At 64.3% G+C, this 12,378-nt stretch carries 12 protein-coding genes; 7 read left to right on the top strand and 5 right to left on the bottom strand.

Going from position 1 to position 12,378, the window contains the following annotated elements; genetic code table 11:
* Positions 1-2: 2 nt before the first annotated feature.
* From MK181_03535 to MK181_03545, 3 genes are all read right to left on the bottom strand, one after another.
* Entirely contained in the window at positions 3-1,085 is a 1,083-nt protein-coding gene (locus MK181_03535; GenBank protein ID MCH2418867.1) for an alcohol dehydrogenase catalytic domain-containing protein, read from the bottom strand.
* A gap of 90 nt (positions 1,086-1,175) precedes the next feature.
* Positions 1,176-1,934, bottom strand: a complete 759-nt coding sequence (locus MK181_03540) for an alpha/beta hydrolase (protein MCH2418868.1) — start codon at positions 1,932-1,934, stop codon at positions 1,176-1,178.
* 26 nt (positions 1,935-1,960) lie between these two features.
* Entirely contained in the window at positions 1,961-3,415 is a 1,455-nt protein-coding gene (locus tag MK181_03545) for a sulfatase (GenBank protein MCH2418869.1), read from the bottom strand.
* 91 nt (positions 3,416-3,506) lie between these two features.
* Between MK181_03545 and MK181_03550 the strand changes: the two genes are divergently transcribed.
* Entirely contained in the window at positions 3,507-4,004 is a 498-nt protein-coding gene (locus MK181_03550) for a nitroreductase family deazaflavin-dependent oxidoreductase (protein ID MCH2418870.1), read from the top strand.
* A gap of 69 nt (positions 4,005-4,073) precedes the next feature.
* Here the strand turns inward: MK181_03550 and MK181_03555 are convergent, their stop codons facing one another.
* Positions 4,074-4,919, bottom strand: a complete 846-nt coding sequence (locus MK181_03555) for an SMP-30/gluconolactonase/LRE family protein (GenBank protein MCH2418871.1) — start codon at positions 4,917-4,919, stop codon at positions 4,074-4,076.
* 134 nt (positions 4,920-5,053) lie between these two features.
* Between MK181_03555 and MK181_03560 the strand changes: the two genes are divergently transcribed.
* The 3 genes from MK181_03560 to MK181_03570 all read left to right on the top strand — a co-directional run bounded on the left by MK181_03560 (position 5,054) and on the right by MK181_03570 (position 7,642).
* A complete protein-coding gene (locus MK181_03560; GenBank protein ID MCH2418872.1) occupies positions 5,054-6,172 on the top strand; it encodes an MFS transporter in 1,119 nt (372 codons plus the stop codon).
* A gap of 10 nt (positions 6,173-6,182) precedes the next feature.
* Positions 6,183-7,259, top strand: coding sequence for an alkene reductase (locus MK181_03565; GenBank protein MCH2418873.1), 1,077 nt, complete (start codon positions 6,183-6,185; stop codon positions 7,257-7,259).
* Between the two features lie 110 nt (positions 7,260-7,369).
* The gene (locus tag MK181_03570; protein ID MCH2418874.1) at positions 7,370-7,642 is read left to right on the top strand and encodes a YciI family protein; all 273 of its coding nucleotides are present in this window, start codon (positions 7,370-7,372) and stop codon (positions 7,640-7,642) included.
* 22 nt (positions 7,643-7,664) lie between these two features.
* Here MK181_03570 and MK181_03575 read toward each other — a convergent pair whose 3' ends face one another.
* On the bottom strand, positions 7,665-8,453 hold the full coding sequence (locus tag MK181_03575; protein MCH2418875.1) for an alpha/beta hydrolase: 789 nt from the start codon (positions 8,451-8,453) through the stop codon (positions 7,665-7,667).
* 111 nt (positions 8,454-8,564) lie between these two features.
* On the opposite strand from MK181_03575, the gene MK181_03580 reads away from it, so the two are divergent.
* The 3 genes from MK181_03580 (at position 8,565) to MK181_03590 (ending at position 12,376) form a co-directional block, all read left to right on the top strand.
* A complete protein-coding gene (locus tag MK181_03580; protein MCH2418876.1) occupies positions 8,565-10,118 on the top strand; it encodes a hypothetical protein in 1,554 nt (517 codons plus the stop codon).
* Between the two features lie 75 nt (positions 10,119-10,193).
* The gene (locus MK181_03585) at positions 10,194-11,750 is read left to right on the top strand and encodes an FAD-dependent oxidoreductase (GenBank protein MCH2418877.1); all 1,557 of its coding nucleotides are present in this window, start codon (positions 10,194-10,196) and stop codon (positions 11,748-11,750) included.
* Between the two features lie 125 nt (positions 11,751-11,875).
* Positions 11,876-12,376: a hypothetical protein gene (locus MK181_03590; GenBank protein MCH2418878.1), complete on the top strand. Its 501-nt coding sequence runs from the start codon at positions 11,876-11,878 to the stop codon at positions 12,374-12,376.
* Positions 12,377-12,378: the final 2 nt, after the last annotated feature.

The raw sequence follows: 12,378 nt of genomic DNA on the forward strand, positions 1-12,378 counted from the left end.
AATTAGCCGTGGGGGAGCAGAACGGTTCGGGCCTCAGCGCCTGCCTTTAGGGAGTTGAACGCCTCCTGAAGGCCGTCAAGGCCAGCAGTATGGGAGACCAACTCATCCAGCCGAAGCATGCCCCGGAGGTACAGGTCGGCCAGGAGCGGGAAATCTCGCCGGGGTTTGCCGCCCCCGGCCCGGATACCCAACAGGTTTTTGTTCTGGTGAAGGGCCTGGAACGGGTAGGTAACAGTGGCCGTGAGGTCGGGAACCCCTACGGCACACACGTTTCCGCCCGCTCGGACCATGGAGATGGCGTCGGCCAAAAGCTTGGTACTACCCACCACCTCGAAGGCGTGGTCCACGCCGCCGCCGCTGACCTGCTGCACGGCGGCCACCGCGTCGAAGTCGTCGCTATCAGCCAACAGGAAGTCGGTGGCTCCGAACTCGGTGGCCATCCGCTCCTTGGAGGGCGCCCGGTCGATAGCGATGACCTGGGAGGCGCCACTGAGCCGGGCCGCCTGAATGACGTTTAGACCGACGCCCCCAGCACCGATGACTGCGACCCGGTCGCCGACGGCCACCCGAGCCCGGTTGAATACCGCCCCAGCTCCGGTCATTACACCGCACCCGATGAGGGCAGCCGAGGTGAGGGGAACCTCAGCGGGGATAGGGACGGCTTGGTTCTCGTGGACGATGGTCTCTTGGGCAAAGGCGCCCAGGTTGGCGAACCCCCACAGGGCCTGCTCGCCCTCGACGTGGGTATGACGGAGACCGCCGAAGCCGCAGTTACCCGGATCACCGCCCTCGCAGGTCGGGCAGTGTCCACAGTTCCCAAACGTGGACAGCACCACGTGGTCACCTACCGAGCAATAAGTAACGGCCGATCCGACCTCCACAACGACGCCGGCTGCCTCGTGCCCGGGGACCAGCGGGGTGGGCATGTAGTACTTGCCGTGCACGCAACTGAGATCACTGCCGCAGACACCGGCCGCCCGGATCTCGACGCGGACCTGCCGCGGCTCAAGGTCCGCCGCATGCTCAAGGGCGTCGGATAGCCGGACGTGCTCCTCGCCGTTGCCCTCCTGGATAAGGCCCTGCATGGTGGACGTGCTCCGTTCGACCGAAATCAGACAGGACCCATCATCCCGCCCGGATGTCGGCGGGGCCAACGCGTGGGACGGTGTCACCGATCACAGTGAGGCCCAGAAGCCCACGAGCAGGTCAGCGGCCTCGTCGGGACGCTCCATCATCCACCAGTGGCCAGCACCATCCATCGGAGCGTGCCAGGCACCCAGGCGGTCGGCCATTTCGGCGGCCCGACCCGGCGGCCCTACATAGGGGTCCTCGGTCGGGTCCAAGGCCAGCCCGGGTGGGAGGTCGGTGGCGGCCAGGATCTTGCCCAACTCGATCATTGCCGGCTGGGCGCCCGACCGGTAGAGCGGGAGGATGCAGTCGGTCATGGCCTCGAGTGCGTCGGCCATGTCCGCGGCCGCCGCCTTGGTTACGCCGTTGGTGCCCATGTTGGCAATCCAGTCCTCGCGTGACACGGCACCCATCCCGTCCAGTACCTGCTCACCAACGTCGGGGGTTTGCCAGAGTTGGGCTAGGTCGTGCCACTGGTAGTCGGGGTGTACAAGGCCCGTGCAGTCACACGCCCACGAGTGGACGAGGTCAGGTCGGGTAGCCAGGACGCCAAACACGTGGCCGGCCCCCCAGTCATGGCCAACCAGGTCGACCGGGTTGCCACCGGAGGTCAGATCCTCCAGCTCGGCGATCAGCCAGTCTCGGTATTCGAGCTGGGTGGCTCCCCACCCGTCCGGTATTGATGCGCCGAACCCGGGTGGCGAAAGCAGCACCAGGTCAGTGACGCTGCGGTCGGTGAGCTCGCAGACCAAGTCAGTCCAGATGGCATCAGTTTCCGGGTTGCCGTGGATCAGGACAGTGGTCATGCGGTTTCCTCCATTTCCGGCAGGGGTCAACCCCGTTCGGTCAGGTCGTATTCGGCCATGAAGTATGGGGTGTCAGGGTCGTAGGAGGTAAGGGTGACGGGATCAGCTACCTGACCCACCGGGCGGACGTCGGAGCCAAGGGTGTTTGAGGCGTCGTCGCCAAGTTCGTCCCTGGCCTCCTCGACGAGGGCTAAGAGCTCGGCAACCACAGCGGGGTTTTCCTCGACCACGTCGTTTCGCTCGCCGATATCCGTCTCCAGGTCATAGAGCCGCACCCGTTCCACGTTCCACTTCCGGACATGAAGCTTCCAGCGGCCTTTTCTCACGGCCTCCACGTTGCCGCCAAGGATGTAGAAGAACGGGGCCTCGGGCGGAGCGTCGCCGCCCTCCAGGAGGGTGCTGATGTCTCGCCCGTCCAGAGTCCGGTCGCCAGGGACGTCGACGCCACACCACCCCGCGATTGTGGGATAGAGGTCCATGGCGTTGACGACCTCGGGGACCGTCTGCCCAGCCGGGACTCTTCCCGGCCACCGGACGATGCACGGAACCCTCTGACCGCCCTCCCACGTTGTGCCCTTTGCGGCCCGGAGCGCGCCGTTGCTTCCACCGCCGTCGCGAATCAGGGCACCGTTGTCACTGGTGAAGACGACCACCGTGTCCTCGTCCAGGCCCAGAGCTCGGATCTCGGCAAGGAGTGCCCCGGTTGACCAATCAATACATTGCACCGCCGCCCCGTAACGGCCATTAGTTGACTGTCGGACGAAGCGATCCCGGACGTAGATCGGCAGGTGCACGTAGAGGTGTGCCAGGTAGAGGAAGAACGGCCGGTTCCGATTAGAGCGTAGGAACTCCACCGCGTCGGCAACGTATGCCTCGGTAAGGGCAGCCTGGTCGGGCTGCTCGGCTACTACGTCGTCGTCCCGCATAAGAGGAAGGGGCGGGCGGTTAGCCAGCATCGGGGCGTCGTTGGGCACCGGTGTTCCTAGTTGCTCCATGATGTCGCGGTAGGACTGCCCCTCGGGCGGTAAGGCCTGCCGACCCATGTCGTTGCTGTAGGGGAGGCCAAACCATCCGTCGAAACCATGGCGGGTAGGCAGGAACTCCGGTTGGTCTCCGCAGTGCCACTTTCCGACCAGCCGGGTGGCATACCCAGCGTCGCTGAGGAGCCGGGCGATGGTGATCTCGTCAGGGTGCAGCCCCTGAGCCTGGCCGGGGAACAAGACGGGAGCGTTGTCGATGCTCCGCCCACCGAAGCCAACCCGGAGCGGATAACTACCGGTAAGCATCGCGGCCCGTGACGGCGAGCAGACCGGTGACGCCATGTAGAAGTCGGTGAGGCGGGCCCCTTCAGAGGCCATGCAGTCCAGGGTCGGGGTCTCATGCTGAGTTGAGCCGTAGCACGACAGGTCGCCGTAACCCAGATCGTCGCAGTTGATGAGGATGACGTTCGGTCGTCGACTCATGGCTGGCCCTTCAGTCACCGTGATCATCCTGCGTGGGGCAGCAGTCTGCCGAAGCGGGCCCGGGGACCGGACCCGGTCTGGGGGTCAGACCGAGACTACGGTCCGCTCCATGAGCGACGAAGCCGAGAGCCAGAAGGTCGTTATGGAGTGGGAGACCCCCACCCACGCAGAGATAATCGAGATTACGAAGGCGCACATCATGGGGATGGAGGCCTCCGATGACGATGCCGTGTGGTGTGTGGTGGGTATGCACCACGTGCTGTTACACACCGTCGGTCGACGATCGGGTAACGAACACAAGGTGGCCTTACCGTTCTGGCGTGATGCCGACGGGCATCGGATTGTGGTCGGATCGTTTGCCGGGGCGACGAATGACCCGGCGTGGGTCCTGAACCTACGGGACCGGGAGGCCAATCCCCGGGTGAAAGTCAGGGTGCAGGGCGGCATGTTCTGGTCTGAGCACGAGGTCCTCGATGCAGGCCCAACCCGTGACGCCCTGTGGGCGGCCCTCGTGGAGGATCGCGCGTTTTATGCCGACTACCAGACAAAGACGGACCGGGTGATACCACTGGTGCGCCTGGCCGAGACTGAATCCATCACCGATTAATCGATCGGTCATCGATCAGGTAAGGCGGATTATCGAGAGCCCGATTTCGGGGCTCAAGCACCGGGGTCCTCAGGGTCGGCCTGCACGGGGATGGTCCACGCGCGTGGCCCAGATACAGCCGTCGCCGGTGTCCGCGCGAACCGAGCCGGCAGCCGGGGCGGTGAGGATGTACAGGGTCCGCCCGTCGTCACCACCGAGGGTGCAGGCGAATGCCTGCTGTGGAGTCTCGATGCGGTGGGTGATCTCGCCACCCTCCAACACCCGGAGCACTCCAGAGGTGGCCACGTCCGCAAACCAGATTCCACTCGCTTCGTCCATCGTGCAGCCGTCGGGCGCCGACTGCGGAAGGGGAGCCCACACACGGCCCGGGCCCGGTGTTCCGTTCCTGTCAAGGTTGAAGGCGGTGTAGCGCTGACCGAATGTTTCCCCCACAACCAGGGTCCGCCCATCGGGGGTGATGACAGAACCGTTGGGGAACAGCAGGTCGCCGGGCCCGACGTCGACGGTTCCATCCGGTCGCACCACGGCCAGAGTTGCGGCCTGTGGGTGGCCATAGTCGGTCTCGATGTCCCAGCCGAAGTTCCCCACGTATGCGGTGCCGTCAGCCGCGACGACCATGTCGTTGCAGTGCCAGGTGGCGACTTCAGAGAGATCGGCGTGAATGATCACCTCGCTGTCCACTACACGGAGAACCTGTCTGGCCACCATGGCTACGACGAGCAGGGAGCCGTCGGGCATCCACCCAAGCCCGGAGGGTTGTTCGTCGCCCAGGTCCAGCACGGTTTCGCGTTCGCCATCCGGTGAAACGGCGTAGACGCGGTGCTGGTAGAAGTCGCTGTACCAAAGGCGGCCGTCGTGCCAGCGAGGCCCCTCGCCGAAGTCCAGGTCGTTGAGCACCAGTTCGAGTTCTGCCATCAAGGCCTCCCGGATCTCGTCCCGATATTACGGGAGGGTCTAAGCGCTGGTGAAGGCGGTGCTCCGCCTAGCCTTCGGCGCCGATGGGCTTCCGAGCGCTGGCACCTTACGTTTGGCCGATCTACGGGCCCTGGATGTCGGCCAGCCTCGGCATGAGCCTCCTCCTGGTCGCATTGCCAATCATCCTGGTTGGGGATGGCCACGGGTACGCCCTGGCCAGCATTGTGGCCGGTGCCGGGGGTGCGGGAGCTGCCACCGGGGCGCTACCCGTAGGTTGGGCCACTGATCGGTGGGGTCCGGCCAGAGTGGGGGCGGGGTCCCTCGTGGCCATGGTGGGTTCAGCGGCCGTCATGACGGCCAGCGGAACGGTCGTCCTTTTGGGACTTGGCCACTTTGTGTTCGGGGCCGGCGCGCTCGGTGTGATGCTGTCGCGCCAAGCTGACCTGACCCGTCGGATTCCACTCCAGCTCCGCGGCCGAGCCATGTCACTGATGGGCGGGACAATGCGGTTCTCAGTTCTACTCGGGACCATCGTTGGCGGAGTCCTCGTCGATGTGGCGGGAGCCCGATGGACCTTTGGGGCTGCCGGCCTAGGAGCAGCGATAGGCATTCCGGCGGTTCTTCCTGGGGCCCTCAAGCCGGAAAGGGAGGTTGCTCCGATCGGTGCCGGAGGTCCGGACCTGTTGGAGGTGATACGGGCGAACCGGCGGCGTCTACTGCACGCAGGCCTATTCGGGATGGCTGCTATGACGACGCGTGAGGGTCGGATGGTGTTACTGCCCCTGGTGGGGGTTGCCTTAGACCTTCGACCATCGACCATCGGGATACTGGTGGCTGCCGGCTACAGCGCGGACCTCATCCTCTTCCCGCTGTCGGGCTACATCATGGACCGCCTGGGTCGCCTAGCGGCCATAGTGCCGGCCTACGCACTACTCGCGCTCGGCCTCCTCAGCCTGCTGGTGGTGGACTCGGCGACAGGGGTTTTGTTTTCGGGGTTGGTGATGGGCGTCGGGAACGGCCTGAGCGCCGGCTCCCTATTCACCCTGAGTAGCGACCTAGCCCCCAAGGAGGGAACGGCGTCCTTCCTCTCGGCTGTCGCGCTGATCACCGACGGCGGTCGGGTGCTTGGACCGCTGGTTGTGGCGGTAGTGGCCAGTCTCGGCAGCTTGGATGGCGCAGCGGTTGGCCTGGCCCTAGTCATGACCCTCGGCCTGGTCTGGCTGGTGACCGTGGTCGGCGAAACCTCAACCTAGGTTGCCTCGAATGGTGAGCCTCTTTTCTCCAACGTCGTTGGGAACTCTGAAACTCCGGAACCGGATCGTCATGGCGCCCATGACCCGCTCACGATCCACCGAGAACGGCGCAGCGACCGACCTGATGGCCTGGTATTACGGGCAGCGGGCTTCGGCAGGCCTAATCGTGACTGAGGGGATCGCCCCGAGCGAGGACGGCAAGGGTTATTGCCGCACGCCGGTCCTGGACTCGTCGGAACGGGCCGACGGTTGGCGGCCAGTAACCAGCGCCGTACATCAGCGCGGCGGGCTGATCGTCGCCCAAGCCATGCACTGCGGACGAATTGCCCATAAAGACAACAAGACTCCGGACGCCGAGACTGTGGCTCCGTCAGCCGTCCGTGCCACAGGAGAGATGTACACGGACGGCAACGGCCTGCAGCCCTTCGACCAACCACGAGAACTGACGGAATACGAGGTTCCAGGAGTGGTGGCGGAATACCGGCGATTCGCTGCCCTGGCTGTCGAAGCCGGATTCGATGGCGTCGAACTCCACGGGACGAGCGGCTACCTACCGGCCCAGTTCCTGTGCACGGGAACAAACCGGAGAACCGACGCCTACGGCGGGCCAGTCCAGAATCGGATCCGGTTTGTGGTTGAAGTGCTACACGCAATGGCCGACGAGGTGGGAGCCAACCGAATCGGCCTCCGCATCTGCCCGGGGAACCCCTTCAACGACCTTCAAGATGAGGGTCCTTCCGACGTCGAGGACACCTTCCGGGCACTTCTGGAGGAGATACGTCCCATGGGGCTCGCCTACCTACACGTCATCCGTCTGGCGGGAGCGCACCTGGACAACCTGGCATTGGCCCGGGACCACCACGACGGAGCACTAATCGCCAACGACTCCTTCGACGCCCGAGAGGCCGAAGATGCCATCACCGCCGAACGATGTGACGCCGTGTCGTTCGCGCGGTACTTCCTGGCCAACCCCGACCTAGTTGAGCGCTTCGCTGATGGTCTGCCGTTGGCTCGCTTCGATTCACGCACCCTTTACACCCCGGGGCCCGCCGGCTACATCGACTATCCGACAGCTGGAGAGGCGTGACAGCCCGATTCGGCAACAGGAGGAAAGCGCGCACGAGGAGCTGCTCGGGTTCGACCTGCCACCATCTACGGGTTGGCGGACCAGCCGCGGCGCGACGATCCTGACGAGGCATGCACTACGTGATCCACGCCCTGGACCGCCCTGACGCCGGCGACCTGAGGGACCAGACCCGACCGGACCACCTGGCGTACTTGGCCGGCTTTGCTGTGACGTTCGGTGGGCCCCTCCTGGATGATGACGGCCAGATGTGCGGTTCTCTGATCGTCCTTGACGTCGATACCCGCGAGGCGGCCGAGGAGTTCGCGGCCGGGGATCCCTACGCCGAGGCGGGCCTGTTCGAACGAGTCACGATTACAGGCTTCCGACCCCTACTGGGCACCTGAGTCTCGCCTACGTACTCACCGGTCAGTCCAAGCCGGCCAGAAAGTCCAGCATGGCAGGATTGACTACGTCTGGCGCCTCGAGGTTGCTGGTATGGCCGGCGCCGGGAACCACCACGAAGGTTGACGGCCCCGAGAGTGATTCCGAGACGAGGCGCCCCCGTTCCACTGGAATGGCCATGTCCGCGTCGCCGTGAAAGACGATGCTCGGACAGGTGATCTCACCAAGACGTTCGACGATCGAATCGCGTTCGAAGAGACAGTCCTTGGCCCCCACCCACGCGGCAATCGGCTTGGAGGTCCACTTGCCCCGCCAGTAACGGGCGTCGGCGTAGCCAGGGGCGAACAGGAACATCTGGAGGGCATCACCGATCTCGCCGGAAAGCCCCATGGCGCCAGCGGCGTCGAAGAGTCCCTGGTACTGCGCCCGATCCTCGACGGAGAGAGCTTCGGCCTCGGTGTCGACTAACACCATGGCCCGAACCCGGGCAGGGGCGGTGAGCGCGACCCGCAGCGTCAGGAAACCGCCCTGAGACATACCGCCGAGCACCACACGATCAATGCCTAGGTGGTCAAGCAGCCCGACCACGTCGGCAGCCAGGTCCCAGTAGTCGAAGGGCTCGGTGTGGGTTGTCTGGCCCCAGCCCCGTTCGTCGTAGGTCACGACCCGCCATCCGGCGCCGGTGAGAGGACCAACCTGATGCACCCACATCTCATGACCCATGCCAAAGCCGTGGCTCAGCAAGATGGCTGGCCCGTCGCCACCGGTGTCCAGGTAGTGGATGGTCTGGTCATTGACATCGGCGAAGGGCACGGTTGATCTCCTCGGGTGCTCCATGTTGGGCTGACTGGTTAATCGATCGACGGCCGCGTTCGGGATGAAAACTCGCAACAGAGCGCTTAGCGAAATCTACTCTGGGGACCTGTGACCGTCGGCTACCGCAACCCGTTTCTGGCCGCCAGCGAAAACCCGATCGCCCACGGCCGGTGCGACCAGCAGGACTGCACAGAAATAGCTGGGGCCATTCCTGACGGTGCCGTCGAGTTGGGCGACGAGGAGAGGCAGTTCACGTGGCTTGGTCCCGGCCACTTCGGCGGTTTGATTTCCGGCCCGTACCCCGACGGGAAGCGCACAATCTGGAGCAACGGCCGCGAGCGGCTGGTCAAGTTGGATTACGAAACCCTGGAGGTCTTGGCCTCCCTGGATCTGCCTGGCTCGGGGTCCAGCACGATGGAGGACTGGGAGGCTGGCGTGGCGGGCCTTGACGAGCTTGAGGGCGATGAGGCGGTCCTTCACGCCGCTGATCTGGCCGCCCGGTTCCTAACTGGTCTTGATGGCGTGTACTCCCTTCTGGACGCGGACCACACCATGTTCTTGGGGCGCAAGACGGGTGCCGTGGCTTACGCAGAGGTGGACCCGACGGATCGTTGTTCGCCGTTGGTGGAGGTCGCACGGTGGGCCAAGCCGGCGGAGGTCGAGGGGTCGTTCGTAGGCGTCAACATGACCCCCGACGGGCGCCTGGTCCTGTCGACTGACCACGGGTGGTTGGTCAGCCTGGCCCGGGACTTCTCTGACCATGTGGCCATCCGACTCCCTGGTGCGGACAGGGATGCAGCCGACCACTGCGCTCGGATGGAGGCCGAGCGGGGCAATACGGGATACGGCTGGGTACGTACGAGTATGTGTTGTGACGAGACGGGGGGCGTTTATGTCAGCTCGGTGGACCACACCCACCGGGTGGTGTGGACCGGTGAGCGCTTCTCGCTAGACGAGGCCGACGGTGCGTGGAGCGCTCGCTACAGAAACGAAACCGGCCGGGGCTCAGGGACTACGCCGTCGCTCATGGGGTTCGAGCCCGCGGATGACCGTTTCGTGGTCATCGGCGATGGCGACGAGGTGGTCAATATCACCTTGTTTTGGCGAGACAGAATCCCCGAGAATTGGGAACAGCTCCCCGGGGCCCCATCCCGGCGGATTGCCGGCTTGGGGCCGGCCCATATGGGCGATCTGACCCGCACCGCCATCCAGACCGAACAGTCGATCACCGTGTCGGGCTATGGGGCCATGACAGTCAATAACGAACCGGGCTCCCTTCCCGACTGGCTTCCGGCCCGGGGAGCCCGCCTCTTGTGTTTTTTCTTGGGACATCACGAGCGGTTCACCCCGTATGGCCTCCACAAGTACGAGTGGGACCCGTTAACCCAAACTTTTAGGGAGGCGTGGGTGGCCACTGACGTCAGTTCCCCCAACTCAGTGCCCTACATAAGCCAGGACTCGGACACCGTCTACACATGTGGAACCCGAGGTGGAAAGTGGACCATCGAGGCGTTGTCCTGGTCGACAGGGAAGTCGCGGGGCCACTGGGTGATGGGAGATTCCCGCTACAACGCGCTGGGCGGGGGCGTTCACCTCGACGAGGACGGTCGCCTCGTGTACGGCACCATTTTCGGGAAGGCCCGGATACTACGAGCACCCTGACCATCGACCGTCAGGGGACAAATGTCCGACCTCCCGGAGGTGTGAGCGAGAGGCGGACCGGCTACAAACGGGTGCGTGGAACGGCCACCGGACCGGCGGGCTGAGGCGCTGGACGCTCTCGACGGAGGCACTTTTGACGCCCTCGTGGTGGGCGGTGGCATCAACGGGGCGGTCTCGGCCCTCGCCCTGTCGGCCCACGGCCTGCGGGTGGCCCTTGTGGAACGCCACGACTTCGGATCCGGTACCAGCCAAGAGTCATCATGCATGGTCTGGGGTGGATTCAAATACCTGGAGAGCCGCGACCTTCGCTTGGTGGCCGGGCTCTGCGACTCTCGAAATCGGCTAGCCCAGGCGTTTCCGACCCGCCTCGCCGAGACTCGCTTCCTGGCTGCCCTGGATCACGGGGCGCCCTTTCCGCCGTGGTTTGCTTCGTTAGGGGCTGTGACCTACTGGGGCCTGGGGCGTATGGCCACCCAGCCTCCCCGCCATCGGCCGACAGCCAGCATCGAACGCTTAGAACCGTCGGTTGATACTTCGATGGTGCGGGGCGGCATCGAGTACTCCGATTACCTGCTGGTAGACAACGATGCCCGCTTCGTCTCGGAGATGGCGCTACAGGCCGTGCGGCACGGGGCGGTTATCGCCAACCGTGTTGATGTAGTGGCCGCTGAAACAGGAGTGGGTGGCTGGCGGGTGGGCCTGAGCGACGTCCTGGCCGACCGGACCTTCCAGTGCTCAGCGTCTCTCGTCGTCAACGCAGCCGGTCCCTACGTGCCGGACGTAGGGCACCTAACCGGAACAGCCACCAACCACCGTTTGGTGTTTTCAAAAGGCATTCACCTGGTGGTGCCTCGGATCACTGACTCGGGACGGATATTGGCGTTTTTCGACGATGACGAGAGGTTGTTCTATGTGCTTCCGATGGGGGACCGTTCGGTTATCGGGACGACGGACACCCCTGTCGAGGATCCCGACGTGTCGGTGACTGGAGAGGACCGATCGTTTTTGCTGGAACAGATCAACGCCCGAATCGACCTGCCGCATCCGCTAACAGTCGCCGACGTGATTGCCGATCGCTGTGGAGTCCGGTCGCTCGTCGTGGAGCCCGGGGGATCGGCTGAGGGCCGGGACTGGACAGAACTGTCGCGGCGGCACGCTGTGGAAGTCGACCGAACTCTTGGTGTCGTGTCAATTCTGGGCGGCAAACTTTCCGACTGTCTTAACGTAGGCGACGAGGTCGTCGAGGCCGCAGAGAGCTGCGGTTTGGAGGTCCGCACGCCGGTGACGCGGTGGTATGGCGAGCCTGGTCGTACAGCCCGACGACGATTCAACGAGCGGGCATCCGATCTTGGGCTGAACCAGCAAGTGGCCGAAGACCTTTGGCGCCGCCAAGGTATGCGGGCCTTCCCGACACTCGACCTGATCGACGAGGACAGAACCCTGGGCGAGCCAATGGGTGGCCTGATGCCCCTCACCGAAGCCGAGGTTCGAGTCATGGCCGACCATGAGCGAATCCTCGAACCAGAGGACTTCCTGCGCCGCCGAACCATGCTCGCCCAGGTGGAGCGGGACGAGGACCTAGCTGGCGACAAGGCAGTACAACGGGCGTTGGGGATCCTGGGAATGGTTTAAGTCCATTGCTGAAATCCTGACCTCGTTAGCCGGTTAACCGGCTCAGGAGCCCCGTGGGACCGTGTCTTGTGGCAGGTGTCCTTCATTGCCTTGTCGACCTGGCTTCTGAGCGCGAAATTGGATCCATGCAGTTTTTCCAACGGAGACGGTGGATCGATCCAGACCGGTTGATGGAGGGCCATGCCGCGTTTGTCCGACAACTGGAGTGGATTGACGCCCATACAAACATGGACATGGCTGGGTGGCGGCTTGCTGACAGCGACCCGCTGGGGGCAATACTGGCCACGACCACTTACGACGATCACGACTGGTTCCTGGCCGAGAAGGACTACCTCCAGACCTTGTCCGCCTACGGTCCTGTTAACAACGCTGCGGCATCTCTGACGGTCGGCGAGGACACCTTCGAACGGTGGGACAGCGTGGAAGACCTCCCGGTCGGTTGGTCCCTTGACGATACATTTTGGCAGCTAACGGACCCGACTGACGTCGAACGGTCGGGTGGGAGAGCTACCCGGTGGACGAACGTGGAGGGCGCAGCGGGCTGCACTGCCTGGCTATTAGATGCCGATGGCCCGATGGTCGAACCGACCGGTGTCCGTATCGAGCACTGGGAACGAATTCACTAACC

The organism is Acidimicrobiales bacterium (assembly GCA_022452035.1).
In the GTDB taxonomy this organism is placed as follows: domain Bacteria; phylum Actinomycetota; class Acidimicrobiia; order Acidimicrobiales; family MedAcidi-G1; genus UBA9410.

Excerpts from the sequence above, each read along its gene's own strand:
- MK181_03540 (MCH2418868.1), bottom strand. The coding sequence starts at position 1,934 with ATGACCACTGTCCTGATCCACGGCAACCCGGAAACTGATGCCATCTGG.
- MK181_03555 (MCH2418871.1), bottom strand. The coding sequence starts at position 4,919 with ATGGCAGAACTCGAACTGGTGCTCAACGACCTGGACTTCGGCGAGGGG.
- MK181_03560 (MCH2418872.1), top strand. The coding sequence starts at position 5,054 with ATGTCGGCCAGCCTCGGCATGAGCCTCCTCCTGGTCGCATTGCCAATC.
- MK181_03550 (MCH2418870.1), top strand. The coding sequence starts at position 3,507 with ATGAGCGACGAAGCCGAGAGCCAGAAGGTCGTTATGGAGTGGGAGACC.
- MK181_03590 (MCH2418878.1), top strand. The coding sequence starts at position 11,876 with ATGCAGTTTTTCCAACGGAGACGGTGGATCGATCCAGACCGGTTGATG.
- MK181_03565 (MCH2418873.1), top strand. The coding sequence starts at position 6,183 with ATGGTGAGCCTCTTTTCTCCAACGTCGTTGGGAACTCTGAAACTCCGG.
- MK181_03535 (MCH2418867.1), bottom strand. The coding sequence starts at position 1,085 with ATGCAGGGCCTTATCCAGGAGGGCAACGGCGAGGAGCACGTCCGGCTA.
- MK181_03570 (MCH2418874.1), top strand. The coding sequence starts at position 7,370 with ATGCACTACGTGATCCACGCCCTGGACCGCCCTGACGCCGGCGACCTG.